A 19,810-nucleotide genomic window follows, 5' to 3' on the forward strand; every position below is an offset into this window, starting at 1 on the left:
TTCCAATTATACAATAAAAATGCAATTTTTTATATAGTTGTGTCAGTTTGTCACTTTTTTATCCTTGGTATTTTTTTTGACTATTACAGAATCGTAATAATAAATAGATAAAACAGATATATCATGACAAAAGGAAATATTAATGTTTCGGTAGAGAATATCTTTCCTCTCATTAAAAAATTCTTATATAGCGATCACGAAATCTTTTTACGTGAGTTAATAAGTAATGCTACAGATGCCACTTTAAAACTAAAACACCTTACCAATATTGGAGAAGCTAAAGTTGAATACGGCAATCCACAAATTGAAGTTAAAATTGATAAAGAAGCCAAAAAACTTCATATCATAGATCAAGGTTTAGGTATGACTGCCGAAGAGGTAGAAAAATACATCAATGAAGTTGCTTTCTCTGGAGCCGAAGAGTTTTTAGATAAATACAAAGATTCTGCTAAAGATTCTGGTATTATTGGTCATTTTGGTTTAGGGTTTTACTCAGCTTTTATGGTAGCCGATAAAGTTGAAATCATTACAAAATCTTATAAAGACGAACCTGCTGCACATTGGACTTGTGATGGATCGCCTGAGTTTACCTTAGAACCTGCAGACAAAAAAGAAAGAGGAACCGAAATAATTTTACATATTTCTGAAGATGAAAAAGAATTTCTTGAAGACAGCAGAATACGTGAGTTATTAACCAAATACAATAAGTTCATGCCTGTGCCAATTAAATTTGGCACCAAAGAAATTAACGATCCAGAGCATGAACCAAAAACAATTAAAGATAAAGACGGTAAAGAAACCAAAGAACCGCATAGAAAAATTACGGTTGATGATATCATTAACAATCCTGAACCTGCGTGGACAAAACAACCTGCAGATTTAAAAGATGAAGATTATAAAAACTTCTACAGAGAGCTATACCCTATGCAGTTTGAAGAGCCGTTATTCAACATTCACTTAAACGTTGATTATCCATTCAATTTAACGGGAATTTTATATTTCCCTAAAATGACCAACGATTTAAACATTCAAAAAGATAAAATTCAACTTTACCAAAATCAGGTTTTTGTAACAGATAATGTTGAAGGTATTGTACCAGAATTCTTAACCATGTTACGTGGGGTTATAGATTCTCCAGACATTCCTTTAAACGTATCGCGTTCTTATTTACAGGCCGATGGTGCGGTAAAAAAGATTTCATCTTACATTACCAGAAAAGTAGCCGATAAATTAAAATCGTTATTCAACAATAACCGTGAAGATTTTGAAGCTAAATGGAATGACATTAAAGTAGTTATTGAATACGGAATGCTTTCTGAAGAAAAATTCTTTGAAAAAGCCGAAGCCTTTGCTCTGTATCCAACCGTTGATGGTAAATACTACACTTACGAAGAATTATATAATAAAATTAAAGCTAACCAAACTGATAAAGATGACAAATTAGTAATTCTTTATGCAGCCGATAAAGATGCACAACACAGCTATATTGAAGCTGCTAAAGCTAAAGGTTACGAAGTATTATTATTAGATTCTCCAATTGTTTCACACTTAATTCAAAAGCTAGAAACTACTAAAGAAAACATCTCGTTTGCACGTGTTGATGGTGACCATATTGATAATTTAATTAAGAAAGATGATACCACCGTTTCTAAATTAGATGAAGACCAAAAGAAAAAACTTGATGAATTATTAAAAGAAGTAATTCCTTCTGAAAAATTCATGGTTCAATTAGAAGCCATGGATAGTGAAGCAAGTCCATTCATCATTACCCAACCAGAGTTTATGCGCAGAATGAAAGAAATGCAAGCTACTGGTGGTGGAGGCATGTTTGGCATGGGCAATATGCCAGAAATGTACAATTTAGTAGTTAACACTAACCATGATTTAATAAGCGAAATATTAAACACAAAAACTCGTAAAAAACAAGAACGTTTAATTAACCAAAGTTTAGATTTAGCTCGTTTATCTCAAGGTTTACTTAAAGGTGAAGAACTTACAAACTTTATTAAACGTAGTTATGATATGATAAAGTAAAGACTTTGTCATACTGACCCTGTCAGTATTCTATATATATTCCAAACCATTTTGCTAAAAGCAAGATGGTTTTTTTATTATTTTTAATACATGAAAATTCTATCTACAAATATTGCTGAACCAAAAACTTTTATTTGGAACGGCAAAAAAATAACCACTGGTATTTACAAAACACCAACAAATACTCCTATATATTTAGGTAAATATGACGTTAAGAATGATACCGTAATTGATAGAAAATATCATGGAGGTAAGTTTAAAGCCTGTTATTTGTTTTCTAAAAATCATTATCAATATTGGAAAAATTTATATCCTAATTTAAATTGGGATTGGGGTATGTTTGGTGAAAACATAACGGTAAATGGACTAAATGAAGATAAGATTTTTATTGGTGATATTTATAAAGTAGGTGAAGCCTTAGTACAAATAACCCAACCCCGCGAACCTTGTTTTAAGTTTGGTTATAAATTTGGCTCACAAGACGTGTTAAAACAGTTTATTAATTATGGCTACCCTGGCACCTATATTCAAGTTTTAGAAGAAGGTTTTGTTAAAATTAATAATGAATTTACTCTTATTGAACGCCCACAAAAAAGCATTACAACGGCTCAACTATTCCAACTAATATATGCCAAAGAAAAAGACAAAAACCTTATTAAATTAATTGTAAATAATGAAGCCTTACCTCAAAAGAAAAGAGATAAATTAAAAACTTTTCTATAAAATTTTAAAAGAAATAAGAGGTTTACACTATTTCATTAAAAAATCTGTTATATATTACAAACCACGATTAATTATCATAAAATGTCTTTACTAACACTTATTACTCCTATTTATAAATGAATTTCACCAATCCGTTAGTTTACGGTATACCCTGTTTTTTAGGACTTATACTAGTTGAACTTACATACAGCAAAACACATAAAAAAAAAGACCTCTATGATTGGAAAGACCTAGGTTCTAGCCTGTTTATGGGTATAGGCTCGGTGGTTTTAGCGCCACTTATAAAAACTATTTCTGCTATAATTATTTTTAATTATTTGTATGAATTATGCAACCCAATGGTTAATGGTATTAGAACAAATATTCTAGGTTATGAATCTTTTGGTTATGCATGGTATGTTTGGATAGCTTGCCAGTTTTTAGATGATTTTACCTATTATTGGTTTCACCGCCAAAATCATATGATTAGATTTTTATGGGCTGCTCATATAGTGCACCACTCATCAGATAATTATAACTTAGGAACCGCAGTACGTAACGGTTGGTTTACCATTTTATATAAACCATTATTTTATATGTGGTTGCCTGCTATAGGCTTTCCGCCAGAAATGGTTGTTGTTTGCTTAGGTATTGAAGCGCTTTGGCAATTTCAGCTTCACTCTGTGTATATTCCCAAAATGGGTTTTATTGAAAAAATATTGAATACCCATACCATGCACCAAGTACATCATGCTAAAAACATAGAATATATGGATAAAAATCACGGTGGATTTTTAAACATTTTTGATAAAATATTTGGAACATGGAAAGAACTAGATGAAAATATTGATATAGAATTTGGCGTTACTAAACCACCAAATTCTTATAACCCGCTAATAATTTTAACACACGAGTACAAAGATATTTGGAATGACATGAAAAAGAGTCCAAATCTTTATCATAAATTCATGTATGCTTTTGGTCCCCCTGGTTGGAGTCATGACGGTAGTACTTTAACTATTAAACAAATGCGTAAAGAAATGGCTAAAAACAAAGAAACATCTTATGTTTAATGATTAAAAGATTTAATTTATAATAAAAAGTTAAAACCTGTTTTTCTTTTTTTTGAAAGGCAGGTTTTATTCTATAGGAAAATCAAAATAAGTATTAGGAAATGGTTCATTTTTTAGCGTAAAATGCCACCACTCTTTAAAGTAATTCTTAAAACCATATTTTTTCATAACACGTTGCAAAAGCTGCCTATTGGCTTTTTGCTCATCTGTAATTGCTGCATAATTTACCCAAGACTGTTTACCAAAAAAGTCATAAACACTACCCATATCAATTGGATCTCCTGTATTAGCATCTATAATGGTTAAATCTACAGTGCTTCCTTTGCTATGTCCAGATCTTGCGGCAATGTATCCTTCTTTAAATAAATCTATTTTTTTAACATTTGGATAAAATGTAGACTTATTAATAGTATCATCTAACTTTTTAGCCCATTTAATAAAATAATTAACTGCAGTTTGTGGCCTATACCCATCATATACTTTTAAGCACAAGTTTTTGTTCTGCAAATCTTCATGCACCAATTTTAGAGCTAAAGCTGTTTCTTCTGTTAAAATTAATTTATTTGCGTTGTAACCATCAATACGGGTTCCTACAAAATTATTATCGGTATAATAACGTAATTCTACTTCTAAATCTGGTATTATTTCATTAACATATACAAACCCTTTAGGTAATTGACCAAAAGTGTTTAAAAAACCTAAAAATATAATCAGTTTAATAAATGATTTCATAAACATAAATTTAGAAAAAATAATGGATCAATCTCAAAAGTTGGGTCTAAAGAGAAAAATAATTTTCTTTGTACTTTAAATTATATTGATGAATAAAGACACTGAGTTATCCTTGTTAAGTTTAATATTACCAGAAGGAATATTAGAGTATTTTGATATTGTTGGATTCGATAAGAAGCCTATAAAGCATGTTTTATATGAGAACCGTCTAACGATATATTTGGAGGAGAAAAAACAAATACCATCTAAGTACAAGGATTGCAAGTATAAAGCCAGTGGCTTCATGGAGCCTCGAATAATCGAGGATTATCCCGTTCGAGACAATCTACTATCATTAAATCTTAAACGAAGGCGTTGGGACGTTCTACTTGATAAAAAGAGGATTAAAGTAAGTCGTGAATGGGATGAATTTATTGCACAGGGAACTCGAATATCAAAAGAGTTTGCTGCTTTTTTAAAAGAAATCGACTGATAATACTGCTCTGAGCAGCCAACAACTTGGGCACCAGTATGGTATGTCCGGAAAAAGGCTTCAAAGACATTATAAGGATCACTTAAGTGATTTTAAGCAATGGGAGCATAAGAGTCATGCTAAACAGTGGCTTGTTTTCCCTGAAAACTTAGGTTCTTATTTATCCATTGATGAGACAGCGCTGTCCAAGGGAGAGCTCTATACCATCATTACCAATAAGAAGGCCAAAGGAAAGAAAGGGGCTTTAGTTGGGATATTCCACGGAACTAAAGTGGAGCCTATTATCGAACAACTCTTGAAGATCCCAGCAAAGAAGCGTGCTAAAGTGAAAGAGATCACCTTAGACATGGCTAACTCTATGAAAACGATCTCCACTAAATGTTTCCCGAAAGCCATCCAAGTAACAGACAGGTTCCATGTACAGAAGCTGGCAATAGAGGCGCTCCAAGATCTTCGTATCAAATACCGATGGGAAGCTTTGGATCAAGAAAATGAACAGATAAAGCTATCTAGAGCTGCCGACAAAGAATTTAAACCTGTAACTTTTTCTAATGGTGATAGCTCAAAACAACTCCTGGCCAGGAGTAGATATCTACTGTATAAATCCCCAGATAAATGGACTCCAAATCAGAAAGAGAGGGGACAGATATTGTTTAATGAATACCCAGAATTAAAGAAAGCTTATGGACTTGTTCAAGGCTTGAGGAATATTTTTAACCAAGCCATAGATATTAAAGTAGCTTACACCAAACTAGCCCACTGGTACAAAGATGTAGAGGAGTCAGGATTTAAGAGCTTCCAAACGGTAGCCAATAGTATTACTTTAAATTACCGCTCTGTACTCAACTATTTTATAAACAGAAGTACTAATGCTTCAGCTGAATCCTTTAATGCCAAAGTAAAGGCTTTTAGATCTCAATTTAGGGGAGTCAGGAATACGGAATACTTCTTATATCGCTTGATTAAATTATATTCTTAAAATGGTAAAAACCCAGATTTTAGACTTGATCCAAAATAATTAGAAGAAAATATAGAGCACAAAAAAACCGAGTTCCCTCAAACTCGGTCTCTTCTTAATTTGCTTTGTTATTACGAAGTAGATTTAGGGTCTCTATATCAACAACATAATGCAAATATTAATTAATTAATCCATTGAACTAAAAGTATGTTATTTAGTACTCTCCAAATGTAAAATTATATTTCAATTTACACGACAAAAAACATTTATAATCGATGAAATACGTAAAATTTTAACAAAACAAGTTTAAAACATGCATTTCATCGATGAAATACATTAAATTTATTTTAAACAAATAAAAAAAAGCATCTTTTTAAGATGCTTTTTTTACTAACTAACCAACCAAAAATATGAATTACAATTACTAGTTTAAAGTAACCACTCAATAAACTATTTGTAACTGAATGTTGTTATTTATAACACAATCATCATGCCAAACTATAAACAACCCTTCATTTATTTTATTTATATTGCATTATATTTTTAAAATTTCTACTAAATGAATAACCAACCTTTATTTACTGATGATACTATTGTTTTTGGGCTATTAATGCTAACTTTAGGCTTTGTTTTTTATACATCGTCTAGTAAAAATTCTTTTTGGAAAAAATTCTACAAGTATATACCCGCATTATTAATGGCTTATATGCTACCTGGAGCATTAACCACTTTTGGTATTATTGCTCCTGAGTGGACATCTGTAGGTGATACTGGTAGTATAATAAAACACAAATCTCAAGCATACTATGTAGCTAGTAGGTTTTTATTGCCTGCAGCCCTAGTTTTAATGACACTAAGTATAGATTTAAAAGCTATTTATAATCTTGGTTCTAAAGCTTTAATAATGTTTTTAACAGGTACTGTGGGTGTTATTATAGGTGGTCCTATTGCAATTCTAATAATTTCTATGATTTCTCCCGAAACAGTTGGTGGCGCAGGTCCTGATGCCGTATGGCGTGGTTTGGCTACCCTAGCTGGTAGTTGGATTGGAGGAGGCGCTAATCAAGCGGCAATGCTAGAAATTTATAAGTTTAATACAGATAATTACGCAGGCATGGTCATTGTAGATATTGTTGTTGCCAATATTTGGATGGCTATTTTATTACTAGGAATAGGAAAATCAGAGAAAATTGATAAGTGGTTAAAGGCCGATAATTCCGCCATAGAAGCGCTTAAAATAAAAGTATCTTCTTATGCCGATAAAATATCAAGAAATCCATCATTAAGCGATTTTATGGTTATTTTAGGCATAGCATTTACCGTTGTTGGTATTGCCCATTTTGGTGCTAATAATATTTCAGAATTTTTATCTTCTAATTTTGAATCGGTTAGAGATAAATCCTCTGCCATGTCCTCATTTGGTTCTCAATTTTTCTGGATGATAACAATAGCAACGGCACTTGGAATTCTACTTTCATTTACAAAACTTAGACAATATGAAGGTGCTGGAGCTAGTAAAATTGGTAGTGTATTTATTTATATACTTGTGGCAAGTATAGGCATGAAAATGGATCTCACCAAAATTGTTGAAAACCCAGGTTTAATTTTTGTTGGCTTAGTGTGGATGGCAATACACGTTGGCCTATTATTTTTGGTAGCAAAACTTATTAAAGCCCCTTATTTCTTTTTAGCTGTAGGTAGTAAAGCTAATATAGGAGGTGCTGCCTCTGCTCCTGTGGTAGCTGCTGCTTTCCATCCTTCTTTAGCTACTGTTGGTGTTCTTTTAGCTGTTTTCGGTTATGTTGTTGGTACTTACGGAGCAATGCTTTGTGCTGAGTTAATGAAAATTGCTGCCAGTGGCTAGTATATAATTAATAATTATAAGATATTTGCGCTCAAACTAAAACCTAAAATGAAAAACATTGCATTCTTTATCCTTTCACTTTTAATTGTTTCTTGCGGAAAGGAAAAACACGACTTAATTGTTAAAACACATGTTAAAGGTCTAAAAAAAGGTATTGTTTACTTAAAAAAAGTGGTAGATACTAATTTAGTTACTGTAGACTCTGTTGTTGTTAATGGTAACCCTCAGTTTGAATTATATAGTGACATTGAATCTCCCGAAGTTTTTTACTTGTATTTAGATAAAAATAGTAAAGAAGAAGATAGAATTACCTTTTTTGCAGATAAGGGTATAACTGAAATAAATACAACACTTAAAAATTTTGCTTTTGATGCTAAAATTACTGGCAGTGAACAACAAAAAGTTTTAGAAGAATATTTAACTATTATGTCTAGATTAAATAACAACAATTTAGATTTAATAAAAGAAAAATTTGAAGCCCAAATAAAAGGTGATACAGCCAAAGTGAATAAAATAAAAAAAGATTACGATAACTCTATTAAACGTAAATATTTATATACTGTAAATTTTGCTTTAAATAATAAAGATAGTGAGGTAGCTCCTTACTTAGCTTTAACTGAAATATATAATGCAAAACTAAATTTCCTAGACACTATAAACAAATCGCTTACTCCAAAAGTAAAAGCATCTAAATACGGTAAAGAGTTAGATAAATTTATAAAACAAATAAAAGCGAAAGAATAGCTTAAAATTATTTAAAACAGAAAAGCCTTTCATTTTTGAAAGGCTTTTCTGTTTTAAGAGCCGATAGAGGGACTCGAACCCACGACCTGCTGATTACAAATCAGCTGCTCTAGCCAGCTGAGCTATATCGGCGTTTTAACGGGTGCAAATATAATAGCAATTATATAATTTACAAGAACAACTTTAAAAAAATTTATCCTAGTTTATTAATTTTTTCAATTAATGCTCTTCCTTTGGTTTCTAACTCATTATTTATTGCTTTATAGTGGGCTTTTGCATCATCAATATTTCTTGTGTTTACTTTGGCTATCAATTCATCAAATGTTTCAATAGCTTCATCAATAATTGCTTCACTTTTTTTGGTGTCTTTATCGGTGTTTTCATATTCCCAAACATACACTGCTTCAATTATATCTCCTAGTACATAATTGATATCTTTTTTAAGGTCTCTTACACTTGCCATTTTTTTAGTTTTTTAAATTTTAATAAATATAGGTAAATAAATAGAAAGAATTATTTGCCAGAATAGCTAACAAAATTTCTTGGGGTTTCATATAGTGTTATCTCTAAATCTAAACCAGACTTAATTCTTGGTTTAATTTTATTATAAATAACTATAGAAATATTTTCTGCCGTAGGGTTTAAATTTTTAAACTCCTTTACTTCAAGGTTTAGGTTTTTATGATCAAAGGCATCTTCTACTTCTTCTTTTATAATGTCTTTTAAAGTTTTTATATCTATTACATAGCCTGTTTCTTTATCAACTTCTCCTGTAACACTTACAATTATTTCATAGTTATGTCCATGAAAATTAGGATTGCTACATTTATCAAAAACCTCATGGTTTTTTTCATCACTCCAATCTTTTCGGTATAATCTATGAGCTGCATTAAAATGCCCTTTTCTACTAACTGTTACTTTCATTTTCAACTACGTTTATATGGTCATAGAATTTATCAAATATTACCTTAAACCACTCAGTATACAACTTAGGATGCAAGCTAATATCTTCTTTTACTGCCTTTAATGGCATCCATTTCCAACTGGCTACTTCTTCTTTATTTATTAATGGTTCGCCTTGATATTTCCCCAACAAAACATGGTCATATTCATGCTCTGTTAAACCATTATCAAATGGTGCTTTGTATATGAAAGAAATAGATTCTTCTAACTCTGTTACAAAACCCATTTCTTCTTGTAACCTACGCTTTCCTGCTTCAATATTGGTTTCTCCATCTCTTTGATGACTGCAACAAGTGTTTGTCCAAAGTCCAGGAGAGTGGTATTTATTAAATGCACGTTGCTGCAACATCAATTCGTTTTTATCATTAAAAATAAAAACTGAAAAAGCACGGTGTAAAACCGCTTTTTCATGAGCTTGCATCTTGGGCATAAGCCCAATTTGTTCATCATTTTCGTTTACAAGAATTACTTTTTCTTCTTTCATAACAATTTAATATCACTTAGTGATAAACAAAAATACCAAGTAATAGTTAATATATATAATGTTTATGAGAAAAACTAAATTTGAGGATGATGAAATATTAAATTATAAAGTATCTTTGCAGCCATTCAAGAATATCTATCCTTTTTATCTAATTTTGGTTTATTAATTTAATTGGTTATCCTTAATTTATTAATAACACCAATCATAAATTAATATTAAATATTCTCACAAAAAAAGGCATTCAAATTAATGAATACCTTTTTATAATTTCAATAATGTTTTTGTTTTACTCTTTTACTATTCTTTTTGTAAATTCTGTTTTATTAGTTGAAACCTTGATAAAATAAACACCCGATTTTAACGATGTTACGTTTATATCTATTGATTGACCTTTGTCTTGTGTTTTTGTCATTACTTTTTGTCCAACTGTGTTATAAACTTCAATAGCTACCAATCCTACATCTGTATTATTGAACTCTAAATTCAAAATACTACTAACAGGATTGGGATAAATAACAAATGATTCTGTTTGATTTTTAGTTACGCCCAAAGTAGCATTTACATTATTAACCATACTTTGCACTTCTGAGAGGAGAGCTGGTGAAGAAAAACTTTCTGGATTTGCATCTATATAATCTTGGTAAGCTGTTTCATTAGCTTCAATTACACCTGTTAAATTTTTAATTGTATTTAATTGCTCTACTGTAACTACAGAGTTTACAGTATCTGGGCTATCTGCTTCTAAGCCTATTTGCGTTAGAACTTCAATTCCATCATCATCTATAATAGCTACAAACCAACTAGTATTACTTGAATTTCCTTTTGTATCTGTAGCAATCAATGTTACATTATATTTATTATCTGCATCGTTATCTTCTGGATTTTCAAAGTCTCTAGCTACCATATTAACCACGCCTGTTTCAGAATTTACGGTAAATTTAGTAGCATCGTCACCACTTAATGTATAAACAACATTACCAATAGGAGCATCTCCAGACAATGAAGGTGTGATACTTTGATATGCGGTGTTTTCTGAAATTAACTCATTGGATATTGATGGCAATGAAAAACTAGCATCATCATTGGTTAGAGTTATTATAACTGTTTGATTTTCCAAAACATCAAATACATCATCTGAATCTGCATCCTTAACTGATACTGTTATTGTTGCTGAATCTTCAGTTTTAACTGCGTCATTTACGCCTGTTACTGTTACTGTTTGTGCTTGGTTCCAATTAGAAGTTGTGAAGGTTAATGTTGCCGTATCTACCATTGCTTCATCTGTATCGTCACTTGCTACTTCAATAACAACATTGCTTCTTGGCTGCACATCTAAAACTACGGTAAAAGTATCAGTATCTCCATTCTCATCTATGGTTAATGCCGATTTGCTTACTGTAAAACTTGGTTCTGTAAATGCTATTGATAAATACTGTCCATCTGAAGGGTTTATTTCTGCCCAATAAAAACTTCCATCATCAATCAAATTAACAACTGTATCAGTATTACTAAAAGTAGTATCATCAGACATCACTACTACAGGTATTACACTTGAAGGAAAATTATAGTATGCTTTAGGAATAGCAAAATAAACATTACCTACTGTTCCTGTCTCATCAACCTTCCAAACGCGAGACAATAGATTGTTTGAGCCTCCATTGTAACTTGATTCAAACGCTAAACTTCCATTATTATGTCCCATCATTATAAAATTTCCATCTCCTAAACTTGTACTTCTTAAGGCATCACTATTTGCTTCTGTAAAGTGTTGCGTAGTTGCTAAAATAGGGCTATTTACATTGTTCACGGAGCGCGAAACTTTTTGGTCTAAACCTGAGTTAGTATCTTCACCAATACCAAAAATATCAGTATTATAGCTTACATTTGTTGTTGCATTCCAGATGGTAGTTCCATTTGAACTCACATAATTTGTAGCTGTTGTTTGGTCTAGTGAAATTCCATATTTCAGAGCTAAATAGGTATTAACTTTCTGCCTTTCTACATTAGATAGATTATAGTTATAAATGATAATTTCTCCAATATCACCATCTAAATGATTATCACCATCATTAGCCTCTGACCCATCTGCATCTAACCCCACCATAAAAGCTCCATTTCCAGGCAAGGGTACTGTTACAGAGCCTGTATTAACTAAATCGGAATTAACAAAAGTTGAAGTAGCTGAATTATTTGAAGTGTGTACAACCAAATACGGTTTACCATCATCTATAGTTGGTGATGTTATAATTCCATCTGAAACATTATTAACAGCAAAATTAAATCCGTCTCCATGTGGATCTATAAAAAGTGCTAAATCATTTTTTCCATCGTTGTTATAATGCCAAATACAATTAGAGATGGTGTTGTTCTTAATAGCTTGTACTGAAAATACAGTCCAGTTAGAAAAATTAAAATTAACTGTATTTATTGCAGTTGACATTCCTGTATCTACGCCATCAAAAGTAATACCAGCGTTATAGTTGATGCTATTTGAATTAAAATTTGGAGCAGAAATTCCATCACTTCCTGAAACTAAGTTAGAATTTAAAATAAAGTTATTGGTTGATTGATCTTGCCATTCCACGTCTGTACTACTATTTTCAGAAAAACCAGCATCAGCTTTTAACCACATAGACAAACCTGAAGAAACACCTCCTGGTCCAATGCCCTGAGCATTGAGTTGTTGAAAAAAACTTAGTACTACAGTAATGCAAATTACTTTAAAAATTTTGGGTAAAATTTGTTTCATTTTATAATTAAGTTAGAATTAAAATTAATCAAACATAAAAACAAAAAATCGACAAAACAAACAAAAAAACCGACAAAAAGCATTTTTTTTTATTACAAATAAAAGAACAATTGATTCACAGATAATTACAATTTACCTATAGAAAAACTTTAACATTTTGAAAAATTTAAGTTTTTCACCTTCTAAAATAATATTCAAATACGTGATAAAAATATGTTAACATTTAACTATATAAAAAATAATGAAAGTTATAAGTTGTAAAAGGATCCACTTTCATTCACATTAATTATGTCAAATAATAGTATCTTTGCAGCCATTCAAGAATATCAACATGAGTTTTTTAAAAGAAATTGAACGCAGACGTACTTTCGGTATCATATCTCACCCAGATGCTGGTAAAACCACCTTAACAGAAAAATTGTTACTTTTTGGTGGAGCCATTCAAGAGGCTGGTGCTGTAAAAAGTAATAAAATTAAAAAAGGTGCTACTAGCGACTTTATGGAAATTGAACGCCAGCGTGGTATTTCGGTAGCAACATCGGTATTAGCATTTGAATACAATAATATTAAAATCAATATCCTTGATACGCCCGGGCATAAAGACTTTGCCGAAGACACTTTTAGAACATTAACCGCTGTTGATAGTGTTATTGTGGTTATTGATGTTGCCAAAGGTGTAGAGGAACAAACTGAAAAATTAGTTGAAGTTTGTAGAATGCGCAACATACCCATGATTGTTTTTATAAATAAATTAGATAGAGAAGGTAAAGACGCTTTTGATTTGTTAGATGAAGTTGAACAAAAACTTGGATTAAAAGTTACTCCTTTAAGTTTCCCTATTGGCATGGGTTATGAATTTAAAGGTATTTATAATATTTGGGAAAAAAACGTCAATTTATTTAGTGGCGATAGTAGAAAAGATATTGAAGAAACTATTGAAATATCAGATTTAGCTTCACCTGAATTAGACACCTTAGTTGGTGAAGACCCTGCCAATACTTTAAGAGAAGAAATAGAATTAGTAGAAGGCATTTATCCTAGTTTTGATAAAGACGCTTACAGAAATGGCGATTTGCAACCTGTATTTTTTGGTTCGGCATTAAACAATTTTGGTGTTAGAGAGTTATTAGATTGTTTTGTTGAAATTGCTCCTAAACCAAGACCTAAACAAAGTGATATACGTTTAGTTAAACCCGAGGAAGAAAAATTTACCGGTTTTGTGTTTAAAATTCATGCTAATATGGATCCTAACCATAGAAATAGGCTAGCGTTTGTAAAAATTGTTTCAGGTGAATTTAAACGTAATACACCTTATTTGCATGTTAGACATAATAAAAAGCTAAAGTTTTCTAGTCCAAATGCATTTTTTGCAGAAAAAAAAGAAATAGTAGATATCTCGTATCCAGGTGATATAGTAGGTTTACAAGATACTGGTAGTTTTAAAATTGGAGACACATTAACAGAAGGTGAAATATTACAATATAAAGGAATTCCAAATTTTTCTCCAGAACATTTTAGATATATTAATAATGCAGACCCCTTAAAATCAAAACAATTAGCTAAAGGTATTGACCAGCTAATGGATGAGGGTGTTGCGCAATTATTTACTCTAGAATTAAACGGAAGAAAAGTTATTGGAACCGTAGGAGCACTACAGTATGAGGTTATTCAATATAGACTTGAGCATGAATATGGTGCCAAATGTACTTATGAAAACTTAAATGTTGCTAAGGCTTGTTGGGTAGACCCTGAAGATGATAAAAACGACGAGTATAAAGAATTTAGCCAAGTAAAACAACGGTTTCTTGCTAAAGACAAAAAAGGACAATTAGTATTTTTAGCAGACTCCTTGTTTTCTTTACAAATGACACAGCAAAAATACCCAAGTATTAAGTTTCATTTTACCTCAGAATTTGAATAAAGTTAACCTTGTATTTTTTCGAATTTTGTTCTTTAAACATCTTTTTTTTGTGATTGAACGATTTTTTAAACCAAGAAAAATTTCAATTTATAAATTGAACTTGTTAGTCAACCCCAAATTGATATACCATGGAAATAAATTCTAAAGAATTCAGTAATAAAGATATTACGGTTACTTACGATCCTTGTATTTGCACATTGTCTGGAAAATGTTCCAAAGAACTATCAGAAGTATTTAGTAATTCCATTATTCCTTGGGTGAATTTAGAAAACACCGAAACTAAACGAATTATTGAACAAATAAAACGATGTCCGTCTGGTGCTTTAAAATATTTCAAAAATAAAGAAGAGCTACAAGTCTCATAAAAAAAGGTTGAACTTAATAAATTCAACCTTTTTATTTTTAAGCTTCACCAGTTGGCCCAAAATTAAGAGGCATTGGTGGTTGCTCATAATCTTTAATTTCACCATGGGCACTTTCAAACCTATTAATGTTATCTGCTAAAGCTTTTAGCAATCTTTTTGCATGCTGTGGTGTTAATATAATTCTAGATTTTACTTTATTCTTAGGAACACCGGGCATAATATTTACAAAATCTACAACAAATTCTGAAACCGAATGGTTTATAATAGCTAGGTTAGAGTAAGTTCCTTCAGCTACTTTTTCATCTAATTCAATGTTAATTTGCCCTTGTTTGGGTTTATTATTTTCGTCTGCCATAATTATTATATTTTTAATTAAAAAAGCCTTCAAGTAATTAAACATGAAGGCTTTTTATTTTATAAACTCCTGCCTTCGCAGGAAAATTATTAATTATAATTTAACTCTTGCTTTACTTGCATCATTTCATCAAATTCTTCTTTAGAACCTACAATGATATCAGAATAATTTCTCATACCTGTACCTGCTGGAATTCTATGACCAACAATTACGTTTTCTTTAAGTCCTTCTAAAGAATCTACTTTACCTGCTACAGCTGCTTCGTTAAGAACCTTAGTGGTTTCTTGGAACGATGCCGCAGAGATAAATGATTTAGTTTGAAGTGATGCTCTTGTAATACCTTGTAATATTGGAGTTGCAGTTGCTGGTTTAGCATCTCTAGCCTCAACAAGTTTCTTATCTTCTCTACGTAAAATAGAGTTCTCATCTCTTAATTCTCGTGGCGATACAATTTGACCAGCTTTAAGGTTTGTAGAATCGCCAGCGTCTTCAACAACTTTCATTCCAAAAATATCATCATTTTCTTTTATGAAATCTGCTTTGTGAATTAATTGATTTTCTAAGAAAATAGTATCACCAGAATCTATAATTCTAACTTTACGCATCATCTGTCTTACAACTACTTCAAAGTGTTTATCATTAATTTTCACACCTTGTAAACGATATACTTCTTGTACCTCATTTACTAAGTATTGTTGTACAGCTGAAGGTCCTTTGATATTTAAAATATCATTTGGTGTTACAGAACCATCAGATAAAGGCATACCTGCTTTTACAAAATCGTTTTCTTGAACAAGAATTTGATTTGAAAGTTTAACTAGATATTTCTTAACATCACCAGTTTTAGACTCAACAATAATCTCACGGTTACCACGCTTAATTTTTCCAAAAGAAACAACACCGTCAATTTCACTTACCACAGCTGGATTAGATGGGTTACGTGCTTCAAACAACTCGGTTACACGTGGTAAACCACCTGTAATATCACCTGCTTTAGCAGATTTACGAGGTATTTTAACTAACACCTTACCTACATTAATTTCCTCACCATCATCAATCATTATGTGAGCTCCTACTGGTAAGTTGTATGAACGAATGGTTTCTCCTTTATCATCCTGAATATGGATGGTTGGAATTAATTTCTTATTTCTAGATTCTGAAATTACTTTTTCTTGGAAACCTGTTTGCTCATCAATTTCTACCTGATAAGTAACACCTTGTTCAATGTTTTCGTATTTAATTTTTCCAGAAAATTCTGAAATAATTACACCGTTATAAGGATCCCAAGTACAAACTACATCGCCCTTAGATAGTTTTTGTCCGTTCTTAATTAATAAATAAGAACCGTAAGGAATATTATTTGTACTTAAAACAATTCCTGTCTTTTCATCAATTAATTTGATTTCAGATGTACGAGAAATAACAATATCAATTTCATTGCCTTCGTTATCTTTACCTTTAACGGTTTTTAAATCTTCAATTTCGGCTTTACCATCAAACTTAACAGCAAGTTTATTATCTTCTGAAATGTTACCCGCAATACCTCCTACGTGGAATGTACGTAAGGTAAGCTGCGTACCAGGTTCTCCAATAGATTGTGCTGCAACAACACCTACTGCTTCACCACGTTGTACCATTTTACCTGTAGCTAAGTTACGTCCGTAACATTTAGCACAAATACCTTTTGTAGCTTCACAAGTTAATGGCGAACGTACTTCTAAACTTTCAATTGGTGAATTTTCTATATTTTTAGCTATGTCATCATCAATTAATTGACCAGCAGCAACTAATAATTCATCAGTAACTGGATCATAAACATCGTTTAATGATACACGTCCTACAATTCTTTCTTCTAAAGTTTCAACAACTTCGTCATTTTTCTTTAAAGGTTCAACTTCAACACCTCTTAAGGTTCCACAATCTTCTGTGTTAACAATAACATCTTGAGAAACATCTACCAAACGACGTGTTAAGTAACCAGCATCGGCCGTTTTAAGAGCCGTATCTGCAAGTCCCTTACGAGCACCGTGAGTTGAAATAAAGTATTCTAGAATTGAAAGACCTTCTTTAAAGTTAGAAAGAATTGGATTTTCAATAATTTCACCTCCACCTGCGTTAGATTTTTTTGGTTTTGCCATTAATCCACGCATACCAGTTAACTGACGAATCTGTTCTTTAGATCCACGAGCACCAGAATCAAGCATCATAAACACCGAGTTGAAACCTTGTTGGTCTTCGCGAATACGTTTCATAGACAATTCTGTCAATTCAGCATTCGTAGAAGTCCAAATATCAATAACTTGGTTATAACGTTCGTTATTGGTAATAAGTCCCATATTATAGTTACCCATAATACCATCAACTTGTTTGTTAGCAGCATCAATCATAGACTGCTTTTCTTGTGGTATAATAATATCACCTAAACTGAATGATAAACCACCTTTAAATGCGAAGTTAAATCCTAAAGTTCTGATAGCATCTAAGAAATCTGCGGTTTCTGGAACTGATGTTGCTTTTAAAATATCACCAATAATATCTCTTAACGATTTTTTTGTTAATACCTTATTGATAAATCCAGCTGCTTCTGGAACATGTTGGTTAAATAATACACGTCCAACAGTAGTTTCAATAAGCATTCTGTCTAGCTTACCTTCTTCATTAATATCAATGGTACGCACTTTTATTGATGCATTTAAATCTACACGTTTTTCGTTGAATGCAATTTCTACCTCTTCTGGAGAATAGAAAGTTAAGCCTTCACCTTTAATAGGCATTTCTGGTGTAGATTTACGTTCTTTGGTCATGTAATATAAACCAAGAACCATATCTTGAGACGGTACCGCTACAGGCGAACCATTTGCAGGGTTTAAGATATTATGAGATGCCAACATTAATAATTGACATTCTAAAATAGCTTCTGGTCCTAATGGTAAGTGAACCGCCATTTGGTCTCCATCAAAATCGGCATTAAATGCTGTACACACTAATGGATGTAACTGGATAGCTTTTCCTTCTATTAATTTAGGTTGGAAAGCTTGAATACCAAGTCTGTGAAGTGTAGGCGCACGGTTTAGTAATACAGGATGTCCTTTAAGAACATTCTCTAAGATATCCCAAACTACTGGCTCTCTTTTATCTATAATTTTCTTTGCAGATTTTACAGTTTTTACAATACCTCTTTCAATTAGTTTTCTAATTACAAAAGGTTTGTAAAGTTCTGCTGCCATATTTTTTGGCAATCCGCATTCATATAATTTTAATTCTGGACCAACAACAATTACAGAACGTGCAGAATAATCAACACGTTTACCAAGTAAGTTTTGACGGAAACGCCCTTGCTTACCTTTTAATGAATCTGATAATGATTTTAATGGTCTATTAGAATCTGTTTTTACTGCTGAAGATTTACGTGTGTTATCAAATAATGAATCTACAGATTCTTGTAACATACGTTTTTCATTACGTAAAATTACCTCAGGTGCTTTTATCTCAACTAATCTTTTAAGACGATTGTTACGGATAATAACACGACGGTATAGGTCATTTAAATCTGATGTTGCAAAACGACCACCATCTAAAGGTACTAACGGACGTAATTCAGGTGGAATAACAGGAATAACCTTCATAATCATCCACTCTGGTTTATTTTCCCTGTTTTGGTTAGATTCGCGCAAAGCTTCAACAACCTGTAAACGTTTTAAAGCTTCTGTTTTACGTTGTTTAGACGTTTCAGTATTTGCTTTATGACGTAACTCGTATGATAATGATTCTAAATCTATTCTAGCTAAAAGCTCAATTAAACATTCAGCTCCCATTTTAGCAATAAACTTTTCTGGGTCTGAATCATCTAAATATTGGTTTTCTTGAGGAAGGGTTTCAAGAATATTTAAGTATTCTTCCTCTGTTAAGAAATCCATTTTTTGTAATGGCTCTCCTTCTTCATTTTTAGCATTACCTGGTTGAATTACTACGTAACGTTCGTAGTAAATAATCATATCTAATTTCTTAGATGGTAATCCTAATAAATAACCAATTTTATTTGGTAAAGAACGGAAATACCAAATATGTGCCACAGGCACAACAAGGTTAATGTGCCCTACTCTATCTCTACGTACTTTTTTCTCTGTAACTTCAACACCACAACGGTCACAAACAATACCTTTATAACGAATACGCTTATACTTACCACAAGCACATTCATAATCCTTTACAGGACCAAAAATACGCTCACAAAACAAACCATCGCGTTCTGGTTTGTGCGTACGGTAATTAATAGTTTCTGGTTTTAAAACCTCACCTCTAGATTCTGCTAAAATAGATTCTGGTGATGCTAAACCAATAGAGATTTTATTAAATCTCTTAACTGTATTTTTATCTTGTTTTCTTGCCATTTC

Annotated in this window: 16 protein-coding genes and 1 tRNA gene; 9 read left to right on the forward strand and 8 right to left on the reverse strand. The window is 31.8% G+C overall.

Annotated features, from left to right (window positions below):
* The first annotated feature begins 123 nt into the window (after positions 1–123).
* From htpG to BWZ22_RS01775, 3 genes are all read left to right on the forward strand, one after another.
* Positions 124–2,034, forward strand: coding sequence for a molecular chaperone HtpG (gene htpG / locus BWZ22_RS01765; protein ID WP_076697630.1), 1,911 nt, complete (start codon positions 124–126; stop codon positions 2,032–2,034).
* Positions 2,035–2,124: 90 nt separating this feature from the next.
* Positions 2,125–2,757 carry an MOSC domain-containing protein gene (locus BWZ22_RS01770; RefSeq protein ID WP_076697632.1) on the forward strand — a complete coding sequence of 211 codons (633 nt, stop codon included), beginning with the start codon at positions 2,125–2,127 and terminating at the stop codon, positions 2,755–2,757.
* Positions 2,758–2,873: 116 nt separating this feature from the next.
* Positions 2,874–3,809 (forward strand): sterol desaturase family protein, encoded by a 936-nt coding sequence (locus BWZ22_RS01775; protein WP_076697634.1) that lies wholly within the window; start codon positions 2,874–2,876, stop codon positions 3,807–3,809.
* Positions 3,810–3,875: 66 nt separating this feature from the next.
* Here BWZ22_RS01775 and BWZ22_RS01780 read toward each other — a convergent pair whose 3' ends face one another.
* Complete coding sequence (locus tag BWZ22_RS01780; protein ID WP_076702218.1) at positions 3,876–4,541, reverse strand: M15 family metallopeptidase; 666 nt, start codon at positions 4,539–4,541, stop codon at positions 3,876–3,878.
* A gap of 88 nt (positions 4,542–4,629) precedes the next feature.
* On the opposite strand from BWZ22_RS01780, the gene BWZ22_RS01785 reads away from it, so the two are divergent.
* The 4 genes from BWZ22_RS01785 (at position 4,630) to BWZ22_RS01800 (ending at position 8,579) form a co-directional block, all read left to right on the forward strand.
* On the forward strand, positions 4,630–5,013 hold the full coding sequence (locus BWZ22_RS01785) for a hypothetical protein (RefSeq protein WP_076697215.1): 384 nt from the start codon (positions 4,630–4,632) through the stop codon (positions 5,011–5,013).
* A 43-nt stretch (positions 5,014–5,056) separates the two neighbouring features.
* Positions 5,057–5,992, forward strand: coding sequence for a transposase (locus tag BWZ22_RS01790; RefSeq protein ID WP_076697213.1), 936 nt, complete (start codon positions 5,057–5,059; stop codon positions 5,990–5,992).
* A 538-nt stretch (positions 5,993–6,530) separates the two neighbouring features.
* Positions 6,531–7,835, forward strand: coding sequence for a DUF819 domain-containing protein (locus BWZ22_RS01795; protein WP_076697636.1), 1,305 nt, complete (start codon positions 6,531–6,533; stop codon positions 7,833–7,835).
* A 48-nt stretch (positions 7,836–7,883) separates the two neighbouring features.
* Positions 7,884–8,579 (forward strand): DUF4369 domain-containing protein, encoded by a 696-nt coding sequence (locus BWZ22_RS01800; RefSeq protein ID WP_076697638.1) that lies wholly within the window; start codon positions 7,884–7,886, stop codon positions 8,577–8,579.
* Positions 8,580–8,637: 58 nt separating this feature from the next.
* Here the strand turns inward: BWZ22_RS01800 and BWZ22_RS01805 are convergent.
* The 5 genes from BWZ22_RS01805 to BWZ22_RS01825 all read right to left on the reverse strand — a co-directional run bounded on the left by BWZ22_RS01805 (position 8,638) and on the right by BWZ22_RS01825 (position 12,775).
* A tRNA-Thr gene (locus tag BWZ22_RS01805) sits at positions 8,638–8,711 on the reverse strand.
* 61 nt (positions 8,712–8,772) lie between these two features.
* Positions 8,773–9,042, reverse strand: a complete 270-nt coding sequence (locus tag BWZ22_RS01810; protein ID WP_076697640.1) for a hypothetical protein — start codon at positions 9,040–9,042, stop codon at positions 8,773–8,775.
* Positions 9,043–9,092: 50 nt separating this feature from the next.
* Positions 9,093–9,503, reverse strand: coding sequence for a 6-carboxytetrahydropterin synthase (locus BWZ22_RS01815; RefSeq protein ID WP_076697642.1), 411 nt, complete (start codon positions 9,501–9,503; stop codon positions 9,093–9,095).
* Positions 9,487–10,026, reverse strand: coding sequence for an isopentenyl-diphosphate Delta-isomerase (gene idi, locus BWZ22_RS01820; RefSeq protein WP_076697643.1), 540 nt, complete (start codon positions 10,024–10,026; stop codon positions 9,487–9,489). The genes BWZ22_RS01815 and idi overlap by 17 nt, the downstream gene beginning before the upstream one ends.
* A 286-nt stretch (positions 10,027–10,312) precedes the next feature.
* Entirely contained in the window at positions 10,313–12,775 is a 2,463-nt protein-coding gene (locus BWZ22_RS01825; protein ID WP_076697645.1) for a T9SS type A sorting domain-containing protein, read from the reverse strand.
* A 331-nt stretch (positions 12,776–13,106) separates the two neighbouring features.
* On the opposite strand from BWZ22_RS01825, the gene BWZ22_RS01830 reads away from it, so the two are divergent.
* Positions 13,107–14,696 (forward strand): peptide chain release factor 3, encoded by a 1,590-nt coding sequence (locus tag BWZ22_RS01830; protein ID WP_076697646.1) that lies wholly within the window; start codon positions 13,107–13,109, stop codon positions 14,694–14,696.
* Positions 14,697–14,824: 128 nt separating this feature from the next.
* A complete protein-coding gene (locus BWZ22_RS01835) occupies positions 14,825–15,061 on the forward strand; it encodes a (4Fe-4S)-binding protein (protein ID WP_076697647.1) in 237 nt (78 codons plus the stop codon).
* Positions 15,062–15,098: 37 nt separating this feature from the next.
* On the opposite strand, the gene BWZ22_RS01840 is transcribed toward BWZ22_RS01835, so the two are convergent.
* Together BWZ22_RS01840 and rpoC are read right to left on the reverse strand one after the other, a co-directional pair.
* Positions 15,099–15,416 carry a DUF3467 domain-containing protein gene (locus tag BWZ22_RS01840; RefSeq protein WP_076702220.1) on the reverse strand — a complete coding sequence of 106 codons (318 nt, stop codon included), beginning with the start codon at positions 15,414–15,416 and terminating at the stop codon, positions 15,099–15,101.
* Between the two features lie 89 nt (positions 15,417–15,505).
* Entirely contained in the window at positions 15,506–19,807 is a 4,302-nt protein-coding gene (gene rpoC / locus BWZ22_RS01845; RefSeq protein WP_076697648.1) for a DNA-directed RNA polymerase subunit beta', read from the reverse strand.
* Positions 19,808–19,810: the final 3 nt, after the last annotated feature.

It is taken from the genome of Seonamhaeicola sp. S2-3 (genome assembly GCF_001971785.1).
GTDB lineage: Bacteria > Bacteroidota > Bacteroidia > Flavobacteriales > Flavobacteriaceae > Seonamhaeicola.

Excerpts from the sequence above, each read along its gene's own strand:
- BWZ22_RS01770 (WP_076697632.1), top strand. The coding sequence starts at position 2,125 with ATGAAAATTCTATCTACAAATATTGCTGAACCAAAAACTTTTATTTGG.
- BWZ22_RS01825 (WP_076697645.1), bottom strand. The coding sequence starts at position 12,775 with ATGAAACAAATTTTACCCAAAATTTTTAAAGTAATTTGCATTACTGTA.
- BWZ22_RS01775 (WP_076697634.1), top strand. The coding sequence starts at position 2,874 with ATGAATTTCACCAATCCGTTAGTTTACGGTATACCCTGTTTTTTAGGA.
- rpoC (WP_076697648.1), bottom strand. The coding sequence starts at position 19,807 with ATGGCAAGAAAACAAGATAAAAATACAGTTAAGAGATTTAATAAAATC.
- htpG (WP_076697630.1), top strand. The coding sequence starts at position 124 with ATGACAAAAGGAAATATTAATGTTTCGGTAGAGAATATCTTTCCTCTC.
- BWZ22_RS01840 (WP_076702220.1), bottom strand. The coding sequence starts at position 15,416 with ATGGCAGACGAAAATAATAAACCCAAACAAGGGCAAATTAACATTGAA.
- BWZ22_RS01810 (WP_076697640.1), bottom strand. The coding sequence starts at position 9,042 with ATGGCAAGTGTAAGAGACCTTAAAAAAGATATCAATTATGTACTAGGA.
- idi (WP_076697643.1), bottom strand. The coding sequence starts at position 10,026 with ATGAAAGAAGAAAAAGTAATTCTTGTAAACGAAAATGATGAACAAATT.
- BWZ22_RS01815 (WP_076697642.1), bottom strand. The coding sequence starts at position 9,503 with ATGAAAGTAACAGTTAGTAGAAAAGGGCATTTTAATGCAGCTCATAGA.
- BWZ22_RS01835 (WP_076697647.1), top strand. The coding sequence starts at position 14,825 with ATGGAAATAAATTCTAAAGAATTCAGTAATAAAGATATTACGGTTACT.
- BWZ22_RS01795 (WP_076697636.1), top strand. The coding sequence starts at position 6,531 with ATGAATAACCAACCTTTATTTACTGATGATACTATTGTTTTTGGGCTA.
- BWZ22_RS01780 (WP_076702218.1), bottom strand. The coding sequence starts at position 4,541 with ATGAAATCATTTATTAAACTGATTATATTTTTAGGTTTTTTAAACACT.
- BWZ22_RS01790 (WP_076697213.1), top strand. The coding sequence starts at position 5,057 with ATGTCCGGAAAAAGGCTTCAAAGACATTATAAGGATCACTTAAGTGAT.
- BWZ22_RS01800 (WP_076697638.1), top strand. The coding sequence starts at position 7,884 with ATGAAAAACATTGCATTCTTTATCCTTTCACTTTTAATTGTTTCTTGC.
- BWZ22_RS01785 (WP_076697215.1), top strand. The coding sequence starts at position 4,630 with ATGAATAAAGACACTGAGTTATCCTTGTTAAGTTTAATATTACCAGAA.
- BWZ22_RS01830 (WP_076697646.1), top strand. The coding sequence starts at position 13,107 with ATGAGTTTTTTAAAAGAAATTGAACGCAGACGTACTTTCGGTATCATA.